This is a genomic window from Microvirga ossetica (genome assembly GCF_002741015.1).
GTDB classification, from domain to species: Bacteria; Pseudomonadota; Alphaproteobacteria; order Rhizobiales; family Beijerinckiaceae; genus Microvirga; species Microvirga ossetica.
On the sequence record NZ_CP016616.1, the window covers coordinates 1,234,269 to 1,253,871 of the forward strand.

Here is a 19,603-nt window from a genome sequence, read left to right on the forward strand (position 1 = left end):
ACCCGCCCGGCAAGGGCAAATCCCGGAAGAGCAGATCTCGCAAGGGAATCCCCCGGGGCAAGGAATAGTTTAGACGTGAACGATCACGGGTCAATGCGCCAAACGCAGCGTCTGCCGGCCGATGAGGCGGGAGTTGCCCGGGCGGCCGCCATCCTGCGGGGCGGCGGTCTTGTGGCGTTCCCGACAGAGACGGTCTACGGGCTGGGCGCCGACGCGACCGATGCGGAAGCGGTCGCCCGGATCTATGCCGCCAAGGAGCGCCCAAGCTTCAACCCCCTGATCGCCCATCTCGACAGTTTCGAATCCGCTCGCATCCAGGGCCTGTTCGACGACACGGCAAGGAAGCTGGCGGAAGCGTTCTGGCCCGGCCCGCTCACCCTCGTGGTGCCGGTGGCGCCGACCTGCACGATCTCCGATCTCGCCCGCGCCGGTCTCGACAGCGTGGGCCTGCGCGTGCCGGCCCATTCCCTCGCCCATGCGCTCCTGCAGCAAGCCGGGCGTCCGGTCGCAGCACCCTCCGCCAACCGCTCCGGCCGCGTGAGCCCGACCGATGCGGACCACGTGCTTGGCGATCTCGACGGGCGCATCGAGGCGGTGCTCGACGGCGGAGCCTCCCCGGTCGGCGTCGAATCGACCATCGTCTCGTGCCTCGGCGGCACCCCTCGCCTGCTCCGCCCCGGCGGCGTGCCGCGGGAGGCCATCGAAGCGCTGATCGGCATGAAACTGGAGGGCGGCCCGGAGGCCGGCGCCAAGCCGCTCGCGCCGGGCATGCTGGCGTCCCATTACGCGCCGCGGGCGCAGGTTCGCCTGCACGCGACGAGCATTCGGCCCGGCGAGGCTGCCTTGCTGTTCGGCGCGGAGACCCCCGAGGGCGCAGAGGCAGCCCACGCCGCCCTGAATCTCAGCAAAAACGGCGACCTCGTCGAGGCCGCCGCTCATCTGTTCTCCTATCTCAGACGCCTCGACGCCTCGGGCGCTCCGACCATCGCGGTGAGCCCGATTCCGGAATCGGGTCTCGGCGAGGCCATCAACGACCGCCTGAAGCGCGCCGCCGCGGAGCGTTAGACATCCGGCATAGAACAACACCAACCTCATCCTGCGAGATCGGCTCATAGAGAGCGGGCAACCCTCCTCCCCCTTGTGGGGAGGAGTTGGAGGTGGGGGTGTAAGCGATAGCCTATGAAGGTCTGGCGCCGACACCCCCGCCCCTAGCCCCTCCCCACAAGGGGGAGGGGGACGCGCTACGCTCTGCAATGAACTCAGAGCCAACCTCTCCGATGACTTACTTCGCAGTGAGCTTGGCTGCGATCTGGGCCACATGCTTGCCCTGGAAGCGGGCGCCGTCGAGGTCGATCTCGCTCGGCTGGCGCGAGCCGTCGCCGCCGGCAACCGTGGAGGCGCCGTAGGGCGAGCCGCCGCGGATCTGGTCGACGCCCATCTGGCCCTGGAACGAGTACGGCAGGCCAACCACCACCATGCCGTGGTGCAGCAGCACCGGCAGCGTGGTGAGGATCGTGGCTTCCTGGCCGCCGTGCTGGGTGGCCGTGGAGGTGAAGACCGAGCCGACCTTGCCGATCAGCTTGCCCTGCGCCCAAAGACCGCCGGTCTGGTCGAGGAAGTTCTTCATCTGCGCCGTCATGGTGCCGTAGCGGGTCGGCGTGCCGATGATGATGGCATCGTACTCGGGCAGCTCCTCGACCGTGGCGATGGGCGCCTTCTGATCGGTCTTGTAATGGGCTGCCTGGGCGATCTCGGTCGGCACGAGCTCGGGCACGCGCTTGACCACGACCTCGGCCCCGGCCTCGCGGGCACCTTCGGCGGCGGCGTAGGCCATCTGCTCGATGTGCCCCCAGGACGAATAATACAGAACCAGAACCTTGGCCATGTGAACTCCGATATGGTTGGATGCAGAACGATCCGGTCCGGCCTCGGTTGCCTTGAGCCGGAGGACCATCGCCTGCCGTTGTTGGACATTCAGGAGGATAAGCTTTCCCTGCTGCAAAACCAGTGGTAGATATGCAGGGTTCCTCTTGCGTGAATGCATAAAGATGGCGAAGCAGCAGCATCTCGACTGGGACGATTTCCGACTGGTGAAGATCATCGCTGAGGCCAACGGCCTCGCAGGCGCCGCGGAACGGCTCGGGGTCAACCACTCGACCGTCTTCCGCAGACTCGGTCAGATGGAGGACAATCTCGGGATCAAGCTCTTCGAGCGGCACCGGACCGGCTATGTCCTCACCCCGGCCGGGGAGGAGATGTCGGCTCTCGCCGAGCAGATGGACGAGAATGTCACCACCTTCACCCGCAAGCTCGCGGGCCAGGCCGTGGCTCCCGCGGGCGAATTGCGGGTGACAACCAACGACACCCTCCTCGTCCATCTCCTGACGCCGATCTTCGCCCGCTTCATCAAAGCCTGCCCAGAGATGCGGCTCGACGTGGTTCTCGCCAACCAGGCCCTCAACCTGTCGAAGCGCGATGCGGACGTGGCGATCCGCGCCACCGACGATCCGCCCGAAACGCTGGTCGGCCGCCGGGTGGCGACCATCGCCTGGGCGATCTATGGCCGGGTGGAGGATTTTCCCGACGTGCAAAGCCCCGAGGACGTGAACATCGCCGATCTCTTCGACCGGCACTGGCTTGCGCTCGGCGACAATCTGGCGGCCATGAAGGTCGCCCGCTTCGTGCGCGAGCACGTGGCACCGGAGAACATCGTCTACAAGGTCAACACGGTGCTCGGCCTCGCCGAGGCCGTGGAGGCGGGAACCGGGATCGGCCCCGTGCCCTGCTTCATCGCCGATGCGAGCCCGAACCTCGTGCGGCTCTCGGACAGCAACCCCGATTTCTCGGCCGGCCTGTGGCTCCTGACCCATCCAGACCTGCGCCAATCGGCCCGCGTGCGCGCCTTCATGGATTTCATGGCCACCGAGATCGCCAAGCAGAAGAAGCAGATCGAGGGAGCGGGGAAGAAGCTTCCGGCGTCGGTTCCGGCGATCTAGCCGTTGCTTCAGCCCTCCACGTCATCACCGGCCTCGTGCCGGTGATCTCGATGTCTGAGGCGCCGCGCTCTTCGGACCGGGATGGCCGGGACGAGCCCGGCCATGACGTGGGAGGGTTCTCAGCGCGCGATCTCCACCACCACGCGCCCCTTAATCTTGCCCTCGACGATCGTCTTGCCGGCCTCCAGCACCCCGTCGAGCGGGATCGTCGAGGTCATGGCCGCGAGCGTGTCGTGGTCGAGTTCATGGGCGATCCGGTTCCAGGCTTCGATCCGCAAGGCTTTTGGGGCCATCACCGAATCGACGCCCAGCAGGGCGACGTTGCGCAGGATGAAGGGCGCGACGGTGGTGGGCAGATCCATCCCGCCCGCAAGGCCGCAGGCGGCGATGGCGCCGCTATACTTCGTCATCGACAGAACATTGGCGAGCGTGGTCGAGCCGACGGTGTCGATACCGGCCGCCCAGCGCTCCTTGGCGAGCGGCCGCGACGGGCCCGAGAGCTCGCTGCGGTCGAGGATCTCGGCGGCGCCGAGACCTTTCAGATAATCCGCCTCCTCCCGCCGCCCGGTCGAGGCGATCACATGCCAGCCGGCCTTGGCGAGCAGCGCCACGGCCACGGAGCCGACGCCGCCGACGGCCCCGGTCACGATGGCGGGACCGCGATCCGGACGAAGCCCATGCCGCTCCAAAGCCATCAGGCACAGCATCGCCGTGTAGCCCGCAGTGCCGATGGCCATGGCCTGTTGAGCGGAAAGGCCCTGCGGCAGCGGGATCAGCCAATCGCCTTTCACCCGCACCTTCTCCGCATAGGCGCCGAGATGAGTTTCTCCCAAGCCCCAGCCATTGAGGACGACGGCGTCGCCGGGTTTGAAATCCGGGTTCGAGGACGCCTCGACGATGCCTGCGAGATCGACGCCGGGGATCATCGGAAAGCGGCGCACCACCGGCGCCTTGCCGGTGACGGCAAGGCCGTCCTTGTAGTTCAGCGTCGAATGCGACACGCGCACGGTCACGTCGCCGTCCATGAGATCCGCCTCGTCGAACGCGCGGATCTCGACGCTCTGACCTGCTTCGTTCTTGTCGATGACGACGGCCTTGAACGTGCCCATGCCGATTCCTTCCCACATTCCTTTGCCCGCACCCATTTGTGGCGCGGCGGAGGATCGTGGCAAGGATCAAACGCTTAATCCTTCACAGCAGTGCAGGACTTAGAATGCCTAACAAAGCTAGCCTGAGGCTCATCCTGAGAGGCTAGCTCATCAATCTCCATCCTCATCCTGAGGAGCGACGCAGTGGCGTCTCGAAGGAGGTTCCAGAGCCCACTGGAGACGCCCTCGTCCTTCGAGACGCTTCGCTCCTCAGGATGAGGGCTATGAGGGCGGAAACCCTTTACGAGACAGCCTCTCGGGATGGGGGTGTTTTGTTAGATGCTCTTACTCCGCCGGCTGCAGGACCGGTTCGCGCTGCACCGGCTGCTCCTTGATCGGCAGGTTGATCAAGGCCGAGGCGAGGCCCAGCAGAACCGAGAGCCACCAGACCATGTTGTAGTTGCCGTTCATCTCGTAGAGCAGCCCGCCGAGCCAGACGCCGAGGAAGCCGCCGACCTGGTGCGAGAAGAAGGCGAAGCCGTAGAGCATCGCCATGTAGCGGGTGCCGAACATCAGCATCACGAGGGAGGATGTGGGCGGCACGGTGGAGAGCCAGAGCAGGCCGATGGAGATGCCGAACAAGATCGAGGTCACGGGCGAAGCCGGGACCATGATGAAGGCGGCGATCGCCACCGAGCGGCCGAGATAGATCCAGGCGAGCAGCCAGCGCTTCGACATGCGGGTGGAGAGCCAGCCCGAGCCCAGCGAACCGACCGCATTGGCAAGCCCGATCACCGCAAGAGTCCAGCCGCCGATGGCCGCCGAGAGGCCCGCATCCTTGAGATAGGCCGGCAGGTGCACGGTGATGAAGGCGAGCTGGAAGCCGCAGGTGAAGAAGCCGAGCACGAGCAGCACATAGGAGCGGTGCTGGAACGCCTCGGTCAGGGCCTGGCGGATCGACTGGTTCGGAACGGACGCGGTGCTCCCCTGAGCGTCATCCCCGGTCGGTCGCGTCGCGAGGGCGAGAGCGAGCGGCATGACGAGCAGCACGCTCGCGGCGAAGACGAGTAGCGCCTGATGCCAGCCGAACGCATCGATCAGCACGTTGCCGATGGGCGGGAACAGGAACTGACCGAAAGAGCCCGCCGCCGTGCCGGCGCCGAAGGCCATGGGGCGCCATTTCGCCGGCAGGAGCTTGCCGAAGGCGCCGAGCACCAGGTTGAACGAGCAGCCGGACAGACCGAAGCCGATCAGCACGCCGGCGCCGATATGCAGCACCCCGGGCGTGGTGGCATAGGCCATGACGACGAGGCCAAGCGCATAGAGCAGCGCGCCCGTGCAGAGCACGCGGAAGGCGCCGAACCGGTCGGCGATCGCGCCGGCGAAGGGCTGGCCGACGCCCCAGAGCAGGTTCTGGATCGCGATGGCGAAGCCGAAGGTGTCGCGGCCCCAGCCATATTCCGTGATCATCGGAAGCTGGAACAGGCCCGACGAGGCGCGAGGGCCGAAAGTGATGAGGGCGATCAGACAGCCCGCGAGGACGATGATTTCCGGCGAGACGCGGGTACGAACGGGGGATGCTGACATGCTCTCGGCCCTTCAAGGACAGGCAGGGGCGCGCAGACTAACCCAGGTCGCCCATCAGCAGAATTGAAAGTTTGTCGCCTTTGGTATGAGGTTTTGTTATGGGTCGCCGAGAGAAAAGGGCGGCATCCCGGTGCCGCCCTTCGGTTACGATTCGGTCAGTCCGTTCGCTCAGATGACGGCAAAGTCGTCGTATTTGAGCAAGAGGTTCTTCTTCAGCACGGCAAACTCGACCGCCTGACCCTTGCCCGAGCCATCCGCATCGTAGGACAGCACCCCCGTCTTCTTGTTGTAGATCAGGTAGTCGTCCCGGTCCTTGGCCTTGTCGCTGATCTTGAAGAAGGAAGCCTTGAGCGTGGCGGGGTTTGACTCCGACCCCTTGCTCCCGAGCTTCTTGAAGATCTTGTTGTCCAGCCAGATCGTATCGTCGCGTACGGAGAAGTCGGTGATCTTGTCCCGGTTCGTGCTCTTGTTCGGCTTGGTGTCGAAGACGAAGATGTCGATGCCGCCCTTGCCGGTGAGCGTATCATTGCCGAGGCCGCCATAGAGCTTGTCGTTCGTGTCCTTGCCGACAAGCGTGTTCTTGCCGGCGGTTCCTTTGATCGGGTTGAAACCATTGCCCGTAACAACACCCCCGGAAACCACCTTCACACCGTTGACGAAGACGTTCTCGATCCCGGGAGCGGAAAAGTTGAAGGTCGAATAAACCGTATCGTTGCCGCTCGTATCCACGACCACGTCGTTCGGGCTGTCGATATGGTAGATGTCGTCGCCCGCGCCACCTTCGAGCCGGTTAGCCGCACTGTTACCGATCAGCGTGTCGTTGCCGTTGCCGCCGATCGCGTTCTCAATGACGACGCCATTGGCAATCGTGAAGCCGCCGGCGACATCGGTTTGCCGCGACAGGTAACCTCCGGCATTCGGATCGCCGGTCGCCAGGGTGGCCGCACGCAGATCGATGGTCACGCTCTTGGTCGAGCCCTGCCCGCTGATCGTGTCCACGCCGCCCGCATCCCAGATGCAGGTCCAGCCGGTGCCATCGCCGGTACCCCAGACGCCGTTCCAGAAATTCCAGGTCGGCAGGGTATAAACGTTGTTGCCGGTCGCCGTCGCCATGTTGGCGCCGTAGATCTTCTGGAGAGCGGCAATGTCGAAGGCTCCAAAGCTCTTCATGGACCCCCAATCGCCTTCTGGGTGCCCGAAGCCGTCATGACGCCAATTGGCCGTCATGACAGTGAAAGGAACCTGGTTCAAGCCAAGCGGGCCAGGATCGGCAGCACTCGTTACGCCAGGAAACGCATTATGAGCCTGCTCCAGGCCGAGTGCCGAGCCAAGCAGGTTCAGCATCATCGTGTAGCCCATGCCGCCTTTATGCGGAACCTCCCAAGCCCCGTAGTCGAAGGTGTTCAGATAAAGCCACGACTGGTCTCGCCCTGCGGCGAAACTTTCTTGAGGAGAATCCGCGCTTGCCCAGATCGCACCACCGGTCCAGTTCGGCATGTCGAGCGACCAGACGACGAGATTCGCGTTTGGAACGTCCTCGACATAGAACCGAGAGTCGCCCGAAAGGTTGATATTCGCAATCTGGGACGCGTGCTCCAATGCGTTCATGACAGGTGCGGCAGGACGCGTATCCCAGCTGAATGCAAGGAGTTGATTGGAGCCATCCTCCCCCGTGACATAGGGAAGATTATAGTAAGGATCTCTCTTGGAGGGGCCATGCAAGTCATCCCACTGGCTTCGATTGAATCGATGACCAAAGAAGACGGACAATGGTCCCGTGCTCATGTCCCAAACCGCGCCGCCCGCGATGAGCCCATCGATATAAGCGCTGCCGTAACCTGAGCCTGGAATTGAGCGAAAGCCTGCCATTGGATCTCTCCGGATTCTTACCTACGCTAATATATGAAATTACGTTACGTTCAAGATGTGCGTCGACGCACATCGGGTCGCACCCATGGGCAGGACGGGCGTCCCACTGAGGCTCCTAGACCACGAAGAAGTCCTCGTAGGTCATCTTGAGACCCTTCTTCAGTGTCGCGATCTCCACCGGCTTGTGGGTCGAACGGGTGCCATCCGCGTCGTAGAGGAGCACGCCCTTCTTGCTGTCGTAGATGATCCGGTCTTCCCGGTCCTGCGCCCTGGAGGCCTTCACGAACATGTCGGCTTTGAGCTTCACCGGCTTGCTGTAGCTGCCCTTTCCGAGCTTCGCGAAGGCTGCGTTGTCGAGCCAGATCGTGTCGGCGGCCACGTTGTAATCGGCGATCCAATCTTTGTTCGTGAGCTTGTTCGGCCTCATATCGAACACGAAAATGTCCTGACCCGAGCCGCATCGGAGCACATCGTTGCCGCCGTCGCCCACAGGGTGTCCCTGCCGCCGCCGCCCAGAAGCGTATTGGCGACTGCGTTGCCGCTCAGATCGTCGGGACCGCCCGCCCCGGTCGCGTTTTCGATGGTCACCCCGTTTGCGATCGTGAAGCCGCCGGCGACGTAATCCTCGGAAGAGACGAAGCCACCCGCATTCGGGTCGCCTTCCCGCAGGGTGGCCGCACGAAGATCGATGGTCGAACCGGCAGAGCCCGGCGCGGCGGCGATGGTATCGGTCCCACCGGCATCCCAGAGGCAGGACCATCCCGTCGTGCCGGTGGGCAAATCATAGGTGTTGTCGCCTGCGCCGGTCGCATGGTTCGCTCCATAGAGAGCCTGCAACGCCGCGATATCGAAGGCCCCAAGTCCACCTTGATTGCCATAGGCCAGATTGCTGCCGGCCTCATCCCATCCGGTATTGTACGACATGACCGTCCAGACGCCCTGGTTCAAACCGTAGGTGCCTGTGGAATAAGGGTCGGCGACGCCGGGGAACATCGTTCTGTCATCCTCCGCTCCCCCGTCGTGGGGATGAGCGAGACCCAGGCCGTGCCCGAGCTCATGGATGATCGTGTGCAGGCCGTCGCCGCCGAGATAGCGGTATTGCCAGGATTCCGCGGTCGGATCGAAATAGCCCCAGTTCTGGTTCTGAGACGGGATCTCATGACGGCCGACCGCTTCGTCGAGCTCGGTCTTCCAGAGGACCATGTTGGCGTCCTCGACGGAATCCGCCACGGTGAAGGTGAGTCCGCAGACCGCTTCATAGAGCCCGAAAGCGTAAGAGAGAGTGTCCGCCTCTTCTTGAGTCCAGGCGAAAGCCGCGCCGGCGCTCCGCAGGTGGTCGCTCGAGCCGTGAACGCCGACCGCCTGATCGAAGTCGACGCTTTCGCCGAGCCAGACCCTGACCGGTCCGCTGCCCAAGTCCCAGGCCGTTCCGCCCCAGATGAGGGAGTCGATAAACGCGTTCCCATAGCCGGAGCCCGGCACCAAATTTCGAATGCTCGCCACGATGTCCTCCAACCCGAACACGTAGCTTTTTAGTACTATATTACGTTCCAAAAAGTGCCAAAATGCACAGGAAGGAATTCTTTCAGGTCTGCCCGGGCTTGAGCTTGTAGAAGATGTGCCGGCCGATCACATCCATTTTCTTCAGACGGCGAGCCCAGTAGGGGCGCACATAATCGGCATGGTAATGGGTCGCCCCGCCCACATCGGCAAGATAGGTCTTGCCCTCGAGAACGGCGCTCGCCACCTGCTTCGCCCGCTCCCAGGATTCGGTGTCGCGGATGCGCAGGGCCTTGCCTTCGCAGGCGAAGGTGAACTGGCAGGCGAGATGGCGGTGGCGGTTCTGGTAGACCACGCCGCAGATGTTCGAGGGATAAAGGCCGCTCTTCACCCGGTTCAGCACCACCTGGGCGACGGCCGCCTGCCCCTCTACCGACTCGCTGCGGGCCTCGAAATAGACCGCCTCGGCGAGGCAGCGCTGCTCCTTGTTCAGGTTGTCGGGATCGATCAGGTCGGCATAGCGCGGACGGTCCTCGTCGTCGGACTTAGGGACGATCGTCATATCGCCGGGGCGGTCGAGGCGCGGCGATTGCAGGGAGACGGGGGCCGCCGCGATCTCCATGGGCGTGGCGTCCATGGGCGCCGGCGTCGTGGAGGACAGGGCAATCGCGCGCTTGACCATGGGGGTCGTCGGGCTCGCAGCCGCTCCGGTCGAACCGGCGGCGGCGGCCGCCGGCGACTGGACCGAGGTGGCTTGCTGGGTCGTGCTGTATTCGGGCGCCTGCCAGGGCTCGAAAACCTGCTCCGACTCGGTCGCCTCGAGCTGCCCCTCCATGAGGACGGTCGGAGGCAGGAGCCGTTCGTCGCGGCTGTAGAGCAGCCGTGCGCTCCCGATCTGGTTGAGAACCGGGCGCAGCTGCTTCGCGCGGCGGGACAGGGTGGCCTGCGGCGCGACGACGGGATTTCCCTTGGCCGAGCGGTCGACGATCGCCTCCGGGCCCGCATCGGCCTTCCGATCGGCCTTGAGCGGCGCGGAATCGGCCGTTTCATCGGGCAGGTCGTAGCGCGGCAGGGAGCGGAGGACGTCGCGCTCGATCCCGAGCCGTCCGTCCGCGATGGAGGCTCCGGTCGGGGGCACGAGCGCCGTATCGATCAGGCGGGCGGTCGCGCTGCGCGGGGAGAAGCTCACGCCGGAATGCAGGTCGTTGCTCGCCGAGGCGGTGAACGAGATCAGCAATCCGGTCGCCAGCGCCCAGGGCGCCGCGGTGGCGCAGATCCATTTCACCCGAGATCGACGATATGGAAGTCGCACGCGCCACACCCTGCAAAAAACTCGTGAACATCCGGAGCATCCAGCAGGAGGGCTCCGATGGCTTAAAGTTATCGCGGGTTAAGGTTGATGGGTGGTTAAGGCCCTAGCCGGCTGCGGCAGCCGGCCGCTTTTCGGCGAGACGCCGCAAGGCAAGGCCGGTCTCCGGATCGGCCGGGAAGAACGCCTCGATGGCGAGTTCCGACAGCGTCACGTCGACGGGCGTGCCGAAGATCGTGGTGGTGCTGAAAAGGGTCAGTACGCCCTCCCCCGTCATGAGCTGGAGCGGCACGACGATGCCCGCGTAATCGTGGCTCGACTTGGGACCGCGCGCGGCAGCATCGGGCGTCGGATAGGCACGCAGTTCCTCGATCAGCGCGGCGAGCCTTGCATCGCCCGTGGTGTCCACCTGCTTGTGCAGGCGGGCCACGAGATGGTTGCGCCATTCGGTGAAATTCACGATGCGCCGCGCAAGCCCCGCCGGATGGATGCTCAGGCGCAGCACGTTGACCGGCGGCTTCATGAGGGCCGGATCCACCTCGCCGATCAGCGATACGAGCGCATCGTTCGCGGAGATCAGCGACCAGTGCCGGTCGACGGCGAGCGCAGGATAGGGATCGTGGCCGCGCAAAACGAGTTCCACCGCCTGGCGCATGCCCGCGAGCGCCGGATCGTCGAGGGAGCGTTCCGAATAGATCGGCGCGAAGCCCGCCGACACAAGCATGATGTTGCGTTCGCGAAGGGGCATGTCGAGCTTCTCCGACAGGAGCAGCACCATCTCGCGGCTCGGCTGCGAGCGCCCGGTCTCGAGAAAGCTCAGATGGCGCGTGGAGATCTCGGCCTCGAGAGCGAGATCCATCTGGCTCAGGCGGCGGCGCTGGCGCCATTCGCGCAAGAAATCGCCCACATGTCGGTCGGGGGTCACGGGTCGGGTGCTCGCTGCTGTCATGAACGGACCATAGCTCGTGACGCATTCATCTTCCATGACCTCGGAGGTAATCGACTGTGATCACTCCTTACGAAATCTTTGGGGCAAGGTTGAAGTCCTCAACCGGCCCATCGCAAGGAGACAGCTATGATGAATATCCACTCCTCCCCGCTTCTGCGTCAGGCTCTCGTGGCCGACGCCACCACCAGCGCCGCCTTCGGCCTCATGATGCTGATCGGCGCCGGGCCCTTGAGCGGCGTCTTCGGCCTGCCGGAGACGCTGCTGCGGATCGCAGGCCTCGTCCTCCTGCCCTACGCCGCCTTCATCGGCTGGCTCGGGCTGCGCGAGACGATCGGCAAGCCCGTCGCCTGGGCCGTGGTGCTCGGCAACGGGCTCTGGGTTCTCGACAGCATCCTGCTTCTCGCGAGCGGCTGGGTGTCGCCGACAAGCGCAGGATATGCGTTCGTGATCGCTCAAGGACTCGTGGTGCTGATGTATGCGGAGTTTCAGGTTGTGGGCTTGCGGCGGTCGCGGGAAGCGGTTGCGTGATTGCCGACGTATCGATCGTCATCCCGGACGCCGCAGGCGATCCGGGATCGCGTGCAGGATGTGGCACGTACTCCCTCTCCCTGAGGGAGAGGGTTGGGGTGAGGGTTTACAGGTCTATCCGGAAAGCGCGTAACCCCTCACCCGGACCTAAAGGTCCGACCTCTCCCTCTGGGAGAGGTCGGACCAGCGCCAAACTTGTCTCGCGATCCCTAACGATCCCGCCCGTTGAACGGCACCGGCTTGATGTCCGCCAGTTCCGCCGTCTCGAGACAGCGCACGTTGATCGCCGCCATCGCCTCGCCGGTCGGCATCGTGCCTTCACCGAAAGTGGCGGCACCGCAGGTCGAGCAGAAGCGATGGTGGATGGTGTGCGTGTTGAAGGTGTAGGTGGAGAGATTGTCCTCGCCGCGCAGCACGTTCAGCGCTCCGCGCGGCACGAAGGTCAGGAGGTAGCCTTTGCGCCGGCAGATCGAGCAGTTGCATTCGATCACCTGAGCGAGATCCGTCTCGACCTCGTAGGCCACCTCGCCGCAATGGCATGAACCCTTGTGAAGCGCCATTCGTCCCCCTCTTCTGTCGTTATCCCAGCGCCACCATCAATGTGACGATCAGGCCCGCGCCGATCACCGCCACGAAGCGGTCGCCCATCGTCAGAGGCTCCGTCCTGCCCTGCGCCGCGAGCTGCCCGATCGCGAGATCGAGCGGCAGCGACACGGCGAAGGGCCAGGCTGCCGGCGGCACCGCGGACTGCTGCCATTCGGGCCGCTGCAGCAGGAAGAGCCCGATGACGATGCCGGAGATCAGCACCGCCGCGATGTAGATGAGACGGGTGCGCGTCAGTGCCATGGTGTCAGGCCTGGCTCGCAGCCTTGCCGCCGAGCGCGGCCTGCGCCGCCGCAAGACGCGCGATCGGCACGCGATAGGGAGAGCAGGACACGTAATCGAGGCCCGTCTCCTCGCAGAAGTGGATCGAAGCCGGATCGCCGCCGTGCTCGCCGCAGATCCCGAGCTTGATGTCGCCACGGGTCTTCCTGCCGCGCTCGACCGCAATCCTGATCAGCTCGCCCACGCCTTCCTGATCGATGGTCACGAAGGGATCTGCCGGCAGGATACCCTTGCTCGTATAGGAGCCGAGGAACGAGGCCGCGTCGTCACGCGAGATGCCGAGCGCCGTCTGCGTCAGGTCGTTGGTGCCGAACGAGAAGAACTCCGCCGCTTCCGCGATCTCGCCGGCGCGCAACGCCGCGCGCGGCAGCTCGATCATCGTGCCGACCTGATACTCGACCGCGACGCCGCTTTCCTTACGGACAGCTTCCGCCATGGCGACGATGCGCGCCTTCACGAGGTCGAGCTCCGGCTTCGTCATCACGAGCGGCACCATGACTTCCGGCACCACCGGCTGGCCCGTCTGCTTGCCGGCCTCCACCGCCGCCTCGAAGATGGCGCGCGCCTGCATCTCGGCGATCTCGGGGTAAGCGACCGCGAGGCGACAGCCGCGGAAGCCGAGCATCGGGTTGAACTCGTGCAGCTCGCGGGCGCGGTGCCTGAGTTTGTCGACGGAGGTGTTCATCGCTTTTGCGACTTCCTGCATCTCCTCCTCCGAATGCGGCAGGAATTCGTGCAGCGGCGGATCGAGCAGGCGGATCGTGACCGGCAGGCCGCTCATGATCGTGAACAACTCGACGAAGTCCTTGCGCTGCATCGGCAGCAGCTTGGACAACGCGGCTCTGCGGCCAGCCTCGTCGTCGGAGAGGATCATCTCACGCACCGCGACGATGCGGTCGCCCTCGAAGAACATGTGCTCCGTGCGGCACAGGCCGATGCCTTCCGCGCCGAAATTGCGCGCGGTCTTGGCGTCGAGCGGCGTCTCCGCATTGGCGCGCACCTTCATGCGGCGCACCTTGTCGGCCCAGCCCATGAGCGTGGCGAACTCGCCGGACAGTTCCGGCTGCAGCATCTCCACCTCGCCCAGCAGCACCTGGCCGTTGGAGCCGTCGATGGTGAGGATGTCGCCCTTCTTCAGCGTCTGCCCGGCGACGGTGAGCGTCTGCGTGGCGTAGTCGACGCGAATCGAGCCCGCGCCGGAGACGCAGGGCTTGCCCATGCCGCGCGCGACCACCGCCGCATGCGAGGTCATGCCGCCGCGGGTGGTCAGAATTCCCTCCGCCGCATGCATGCCGTGGATGTCCTCCGGCGAGGTCTCGACGCGCACGAGGATGACCTTGTGGCCCGCCTTCTTGGCCGCTTCCGCATCGTCGGAATTGAACACGATCGCACCCGAGGCCGCGCCCGGCGAGGCCGGCAGGCCGCTCGCCAAAATCTTGCGCTCGGCCTTGGGGTCGATGGTGGGATGGAGCAGCTGGTCGAGGGCCGCCGGCTCGACGCGGGTGATGGCCTCTTCCTGCGTGATCAGGCCTTCGCTGGCGAGCTCCACCGCGATGCGCAGCGCCGCCTTCGCCGTGCGCTTGCCGTTGCGCGTCTGGAGCATCCAGAGCTTGCCGGTCTCGACCGTGAATTCCATGTCCTGCATGTCACGGTAATGCTTCTCGAGAATGCCGTAGATGCGCACGAGCTCGCCATAGGCCTCGGGCATGGCGCCTTCCATCGAGGGCTTGACGGAGCCCGACGCGATGCGCGCGGCTTCCGTGATGTCCTGCGGGGTGCGGATGCCCGCCACCACATCCTCGCCCTGCGCGTTGATGAGAAACTCGCCGTAGAGCACGCTCTCGCCGGTGGAGGGATTGCGGGTGAACGCCACGCCGGTGGCGGAGGTCTCGCCCATATTGCCGAAGACCATGGCCTGCACGTTCACCGCCGTGCCCCAGCTCGCCGGAATGGCGTGCAGCTCGCGGTACTTGATGGCGCGGTTGTTCATCCAGGAGCCGAACACGGCGCCGATGGCGCCCCAGAGCTGCTCCTGCGGCTCCTGCGGGAAGGGCTTGCCGAGCTCCTTATCGACCAGCGCCTTGTAGCGCGGAAGGATCACCTTCCAGTCCGCGGCCGTCATGTCGGTGTCGAGGGTATAGCCCTTGCGGTCCTTGTACTCGTCGAGGATCTCCTCGAAATGGTGGTGCTCGATGTCGAGCACCACGTTGGAATACATGGTGATGAAGCGGCGGTAGGAATCGTAGGCGAAGCGCTCGTCGCCCGCGCCCTTGGCGAGCGCCTCGACGGTGACGTCGTTGAGGCCGAGATTGAGCACCGTGTCCATCATGCCGGGCATGGAGGCGCGGGCGCCGGAGCGGACGGAAACCAGCAGCGGATTGGCGGCATCGCCGAAGGTGCGGCCGGTGAGCTTGCCGACGTAGGCGAGCGCCTGCTCGACTTGGGCTTTCAGCTCCTGCGGATAGGCGCGGCCATGGTCGTAGTAATAGGTGCAGACTTCCGTGGTGATGGTGAAGCCCGGAGGCACCGGCAGGCCCAGATTGGACATCTCGGCCAGATTCGCCCCCTTGCCGCCGAGCAGGTTCTTCATCCCCGCCTGGCCCTCGGCCTTACCGTCCCCGAAGGTATAGACCCACTGCGTCATCGCTCGATCCCTTGGCTCTGAATACGCCCTGCTGCAGCGCAGGTTTTGGCTTGAAACATGTGGAGCCCAAACGCAAGCTGAACAGCCACGGTTCCGGGAAATTTCGGGAGGCGTATTCCGAGGATTTGAGAGAAATCCCCCAACCAACTTATCACTGTCATTCCGGGGCGCACCTTCGGTGCGAGCCCGGAATCCATAACCGCTAACGGTACAGAATAGGATAAACCGGCCCCCGAGGCGCCCTTTTCGGTGCACATCGTGTTTATGGATTCCGGGCTCGCCTGCGGCGCCCCGGAATGACAGTGTTTTACTGGTTCAAGGTGAGATAGAGATCCTCCCATTCGGGATTCATCTCTTCGATCAGGCGGATCTTCCAGTTACGGTGCCATTTCTTGAGAGCTTTCTCGCGGGCGATCGCCTCGTCGATCCTCTCATAAGTCTCGTACCAGACGAGCCGGGTCACACCGTATTGCGACGTAAAACCCTTTATAAGCTTTTCTTTGTGCTCATGGATCCGGCGCGCGAGGTCGTTCGTGACACCCACATAGAGGGTGCCATGCCGACCGCTGGCGAGCATGTAGACGTGATAGGCCATAGCAAAGAAAAAGGCGGCCCGAAGGCCGCCTTGCTTCAAACCCGGTAGCGCCCGTTGCGCCTGACATAGACCGTCGTGCCGACGGGGACGCGCTCGTAGAGGTCGGCCACATCCTCGTTCAGCATGCGTACGCAGCCGGAGGAGACCTGCTCCCCGATGGACCAGGGCTCGTTGGTGCCGTGGATGCGGAAGAGCGTGTCGGCGCCGTTCTGGTGCAGGTAGAGGGCGCGGGCGCCGAGCGGGTTTTCGAGGCCGGCCTCGACGTAGCGCGGCAGTTCCGGCTTGATGCCGACCATGGTCTTGGTGGGCGACCAGTTCGGCCACACGCCCTTGCGACCAACCGACGCAATGCCCTTCCAGGAGAAGCCCTGCCGGCCGACGCCGACGCCGTAGCGGATCGCCCGGCCCTCGGGCTGGACGAGGTAGAGCATGCGCTCGTCGATATCGACCACGATCGAGCCTGCCTTCTCGGGGCCTTTGTACTCCACCGTCTGGCGGGCGTACTTGGCCTCCATCTTGCGGCGGTCCACCAGCGGGATGTTGTGCGGCTTGTCCGGGATGGCTCCGATATACCATGCGGAATCGCCCGCCGCCGGCTGTTGCTGGGCGGTCTGGCAGGCAGCGAGGGGGGCGCTCAGGAGAGCGGCAATCAGCAAGCGTCGAATCATGGTCGGTCTTCTGAAGTTAGTCAGTTACCGCCTACCTAGAGCTTGGTGAGTCGGTTGGCTGTGCCCCTCAAGCCACACCTTAACATGAATTAACCCTCGAGGGCTGCCCCATGCGCGTGGCGCAACCCTCCCCTCGCAATCACCCCTCGATGCGGGAGAAATCCGCCACCGTGCGCGTCGCCTCGCGGAGGTCGTTGAGGAGCCGCAGGCGGTTGGCCCGAAGCTCCGGATCCTCCGCATTCACGGTCACCTTGTCGAAGAAGGCGTCGACAGGCTGGCGCAGGCGCGACAGGGCGCGCATCGCACCCTCGAAATCCTCCGATTCGACCGCGATCCTCGCCTCTTCCTTGGCCTTGGCGAGAACCACGGCGAGCGCCTTCTCCTCGATCTGGCCCTGGGCGTTCACGATCTGCAGATCGGGCGCCTCGTTGTAGGCGCGTCCGTCCTTCTTCTCCTCGATGCGCAGGATGTTGGCCGCGCGGCGATAGCCGGCGAGCAGGTTCCTGCCGTCCTCCGTATCGAGGAAGCGGCCGAGCGCCTCGACGCGACGGACGATCATGAGCAGGTCGTTCTGGCCTTCAGCAGGGGTTGAGAAACTTATTTTCTCAGAGCCGACATCTGCTCCATCAAAATCGAACACTGCATCGATGAGGTCATGGCGCGCCCCCTGATCGCGAAGAGACTGCTTAAGACGATCTGCGATGAAGCGAATAAAATTCGCCTCCATTGCCCCAATCAGGAGGAAACGTTCTGTTGGGTTGTTTGCAGGAGCAGCGTCTAAACTATGCTCAAAAACCGCATCTGGGAAACGAGCAACGGCTAAATCATAAACGTCAGAGACAGGTAGCCTGATTTCATTCTGTAGGATCAGCCTAATCACACCCAACGCCGCACGGCGCAGCGCGTAAGGATCCTTCGATCCCGTCGGTTTCTCGTCAATGGCCCAGAAGCCCACGAGCGTGTCGATCTTGTCGGCGAGTGCGACGGCTACCGCAACCGGATCGGTCGGCACGCGGTCGGACGGGCCGAGCGGCTTGTAGTGTTCTTCGATGGCAGCAGCGACGGATGCGTGCTCGCCCTGCAGGCTCGCATAATAGCGGCCCATCAGGCCCTGCAGCTCGGGGAATTCGCCCACCATCTCGGTGACGAGATCGGCCTTGGCGAGACGCGCGGCGCGTTCCGCCAGTTCAGGATCGGCGCCGACAATCGGAGCGAGTTCCTTGGCGAGCGCCGCGATGCGCTCCACGCGCTCGTATTGCGTGCCGAGCTTCTCGTGGAAGACGATGCTCTTCAGCTTTTCCAGACGGTCTTCCAGCTTCACCTTCCGGTCCGTCTCCCAGAAGAACTTTGCATCGGAGAGACGCGCGCGCACCACGCGCTCGTTGCCGCCGATGATGGTCTTGCCGCCGTCGGACGCGATGAGGTTGGAAACGAGGATGAACTTGTTCGCAAGCGCGCCCTGCCCTCCTCCCCCTTGTGGGGAGGAGTTGGAGGTGGGGGTGTGAGCGATACGCTGGTCCAGTTCGGCGCCGGCATCCCCACCCCTGGCCCCTCCCCTCAAGGGGGAGGGGGACGGCTGGCGCAGCACGAAGCATTTCTGGTTCGCGCGGATCGTGGTGCGGATCACCTCCGGCGGGATGTCGAGAAAGGCTTCGTCGAAGGAGCCCATGAGCACCACGGGCCATTCCACGAGACCGGCGACCTCCTCTAACAGGCCTTCGTCCTCGATGAGTTCGAGGCCCTGCGCGAAGGCGAGATCCTTCGCGTCGTGCAGGATCATGTCCTTGCGGCGGTCGGTGTCGATCACGACCTTGGCGCGCTCCAGCGCCGGCGCGTAATCGTCGAAGCGCTTCACGCGGATCTCGCCGGGCGCGAGGAAGCGGTGGCCTTGCGTGACATCGCCCGTCGCGGTGCCGTCGACCTCGAAGCGCACGATTTCCGGATCCTCGGTCTCGGGCCCGAAGGTGCAGACGATGGAATGGAGCGGACGCACCCAGCGCAAGCTTCCGGGCTCGGCGGAGGCCGCGCCCCAGCGCATGGATTTCGGCCACGGGAAGGCCTTGACGATGGCCGGCAGAATCTCCGCCAGCACGTCCGGCGTCGACCGGCCGGGCTTCTCGATCACCGCGACGTAGAACTCGCCCTTCTTCGGATCGCTCTCGATCTTCGCCTGATCGATCGAAGCGAGCCCCGCCCCCTTCAAAAAGCCCTGGATCGCGCCCTCCGGCGAGCCGACGCGCGGACCTTTGCGTTCTTCCCGCACGTCCTTCCCCTTCACGGGAAGGCCCGCGATATGCAGAGCGAGCCGCCGCGGCGTGGCGAAGGCCTTGGCGCCCTCGTAGAGGAAGCCGCGCTCGACCAGCGCGTCGGTGACGAGCTTCTTCAGATCCTCCGCCGCACGGCGCTGCATGCGGGCGGGAATTTCTTCGGAAAAGAGTTCGAGGAGAAGATCGGGCATCGTGCGCTCTCTACCCTCCCCTCGAGGGGGAGGGTCGGCCGTCAGGCCGGGGTGGGGTGGGAAGCGCAAGCGCTTCCGATTGCGGCGAGCCATACAAGGCCGCGTAAATAGTGTCGAGAACGCCGCTCATGTTCGCGGTCAGTTCGGCGTTCCAGAACCGGACCACCCGATAGCCTTCGCTCTCGAGCCAGCGGGTCCGGGCTTCATCCTTGCTGGCAACATCGTCCTGCGAATGGTGACCGCCGTCGAGTTCGATGAGAAGGCGGGCCCTCAGGCAGGCGAAATCGGCGACATAGGGGCCGATGGGGACTTGGCGGCGGAAATGGGTTCCATAGACGGGGATTTGCTTCAGCGCACGCCAGAGAGCCTTCTCTGCGTCGGTCGTGTTCCGGCGCAGCGCGCGAGATCGGGATGTGCCGATTTTGCGGGTTGAAGGCATCTAGAGTTCGCTTCGATTTCCATTCATTCGCGGGAGCCGCCACCAAAACCCTCCTCCCCCTTGTGGGGAGGAGTTGGAGGTGGGGGTG

General features: G+C 64.4%; 18 protein-coding genes. 3 read left to right on the top strand and 15 right to left on the bottom strand.

What is annotated here, in order from left to right:
* The first annotated feature begins 93 nt into the window (after positions 1-93).
* Entirely contained in the window at positions 94-1,065 is a 972-nt protein-coding gene (locus BB934_RS05780) for an L-threonylcarbamoyladenylate synthase (RefSeq protein WP_099508779.1), read from the top strand.
* A gap of 217 nt (positions 1,066-1,282) precedes the next feature.
* On the opposite strand, the gene wrbA is transcribed toward BB934_RS05780, so the two are convergent.
* On the bottom strand, positions 1,283-1,885 hold the full coding sequence (gene wrbA, locus BB934_RS05785; protein WP_099512646.1) for an NAD(P)H:quinone oxidoreductase: 603 nt from the start codon (positions 1,883-1,885) through the stop codon (positions 1,283-1,285).
* 163 nt (positions 1,886-2,048) lie between these two features.
* Between wrbA and BB934_RS05790 the strand changes: the two genes are divergently transcribed.
* Positions 2,049-2,996 (top strand): LysR family transcriptional regulator, encoded by a 948-nt coding sequence (locus BB934_RS05790; RefSeq protein WP_099508780.1) that lies wholly within the window; start codon positions 2,049-2,051, stop codon positions 2,994-2,996.
* 119 nt (positions 2,997-3,115) lie between these two features.
* Here the strand turns inward: BB934_RS05790 and acuI are convergent, their stop codons facing one another.
* The 7 genes from acuI to BB934_RS05825 form a co-directional block, all read right to left on the bottom strand.
* On the bottom strand, positions 3,116-4,105 hold the full coding sequence (acuI, locus tag BB934_RS05795; RefSeq protein ID WP_099512647.1) for an acrylyl-CoA reductase (NADPH): 990 nt from the start codon (positions 4,103-4,105) through the stop codon (positions 3,116-3,118).
* A 324-nt stretch (positions 4,106-4,429) separates the two neighbouring features.
* Positions 4,430-5,671 (bottom strand): MFS transporter, encoded by a 1,242-nt coding sequence (locus BB934_RS05800; RefSeq protein ID WP_099508781.1) that lies wholly within the window; start codon positions 5,669-5,671, stop codon positions 4,430-4,432.
* 168 nt (positions 5,672-5,839) lie between these two features.
* On the bottom strand, positions 5,840-7,279 hold the full coding sequence (locus BB934_RS05805; RefSeq protein WP_157934054.1) for a M10 family metallopeptidase C-terminal domain-containing protein: 1,440 nt from the start codon (positions 7,277-7,279) through the stop codon (positions 5,840-5,842).
* 376 nt (positions 7,280-7,655) lie between these two features.
* The gene (locus tag BB934_RS05810) at positions 7,656-7,967 is read right to left on the bottom strand and encodes a hypothetical protein (RefSeq protein ID WP_099508783.1); all 312 of its coding nucleotides are present in this window, start codon (positions 7,965-7,967) and stop codon (positions 7,656-7,658) included.
* Positions 7,964-9,043: a M10 family metallopeptidase C-terminal domain-containing protein gene (locus BB934_RS05815; protein ID WP_157934056.1), complete on the bottom strand. Its 1,080-nt coding sequence runs from the start codon at positions 9,041-9,043 to the stop codon at positions 7,964-7,966. Before BB934_RS05815 ends, BB934_RS05810 begins: the two co-directional genes overlap by 4 nt.
* Positions 9,044-9,125: 82 nt before the next feature.
* The gene (locus BB934_RS05820) at positions 9,126-10,325 is read right to left on the bottom strand and encodes a cell wall hydrolase (RefSeq protein ID WP_099508785.1); all 1,200 of its coding nucleotides are present in this window, start codon (positions 10,323-10,325) and stop codon (positions 9,126-9,128) included.
* 130 nt (positions 10,326-10,455) lie between these two features.
* Positions 10,456-11,274, bottom strand: a complete 819-nt coding sequence (locus BB934_RS05825) for a helix-turn-helix domain-containing protein (RefSeq protein ID WP_210422154.1) — start codon at positions 11,272-11,274, stop codon at positions 10,456-10,458.
* A gap of 150 nt (positions 11,275-11,424) precedes the next feature.
* On the opposite strand from BB934_RS05825, the gene BB934_RS05830 reads away from it, so the two are divergent.
* Entirely contained in the window at positions 11,425-11,826 is a 402-nt protein-coding gene (locus tag BB934_RS05830) for a hypothetical protein (RefSeq protein WP_099508786.1), read from the top strand.
* 209 nt (positions 11,827-12,035) lie between these two features.
* Here the strand turns inward: BB934_RS05830 and BB934_RS05835 are convergent, their stop codons facing one another.
* The 7 genes from BB934_RS05835 to BB934_RS05865 form a co-directional block, all read right to left on the bottom strand.
* Complete coding sequence (locus BB934_RS05835) at positions 12,036-12,386, bottom strand: GFA family protein (RefSeq protein ID WP_099508787.1); 351 nt, start codon at positions 12,384-12,386, stop codon at positions 12,036-12,038.
* Between the two features lie 19 nt (positions 12,387-12,405).
* Positions 12,406-12,672, bottom strand: coding sequence for a hypothetical protein (locus BB934_RS05840; protein WP_099508788.1), 267 nt, complete (start codon positions 12,670-12,672; stop codon positions 12,406-12,408).
* A 4-nt stretch (positions 12,673-12,676) separates the two neighbouring features.
* Positions 12,677-15,355: a pyruvate, phosphate dikinase gene (gene ppdK, locus BB934_RS05845; protein ID WP_099508789.1), complete on the bottom strand. Its 2,679-nt coding sequence runs from the start codon at positions 15,353-15,355 to the stop codon at positions 12,677-12,679.
* A gap of 307 nt (positions 15,356-15,662) precedes the next feature.
* On the bottom strand, positions 15,663-15,950 hold the full coding sequence (locus tag BB934_RS05850) for a GIY-YIG nuclease family protein (protein WP_099508790.1): 288 nt from the start codon (positions 15,948-15,950) through the stop codon (positions 15,663-15,665).
* Positions 15,951-15,985: 35 nt separating this feature from the next.
* Positions 15,986-16,618 (bottom strand): L,D-transpeptidase, encoded by a 633-nt coding sequence (locus tag BB934_RS05855; RefSeq protein WP_099508791.1) that lies wholly within the window; start codon positions 16,616-16,618, stop codon positions 15,986-15,988.
* A gap of 139 nt (positions 16,619-16,757) precedes the next feature.
* Positions 16,758-19,169, bottom strand: a complete 2,412-nt coding sequence (gene glyS / locus BB934_RS05860; RefSeq protein ID WP_418294730.1) for a glycine--tRNA ligase subunit beta — start codon at positions 19,167-19,169, stop codon at positions 16,758-16,760.
* Complete coding sequence (locus BB934_RS05865; protein ID WP_099508793.1) at positions 19,087-19,515, bottom strand: endonuclease domain-containing protein; 429 nt, start codon at positions 19,513-19,515, stop codon at positions 19,087-19,089. The genes glyS and BB934_RS05865 overlap by 83 nt, the downstream gene beginning before the upstream one ends.
* Between the last annotated feature and the right edge of the window lie 88 nt (positions 19,516-19,603).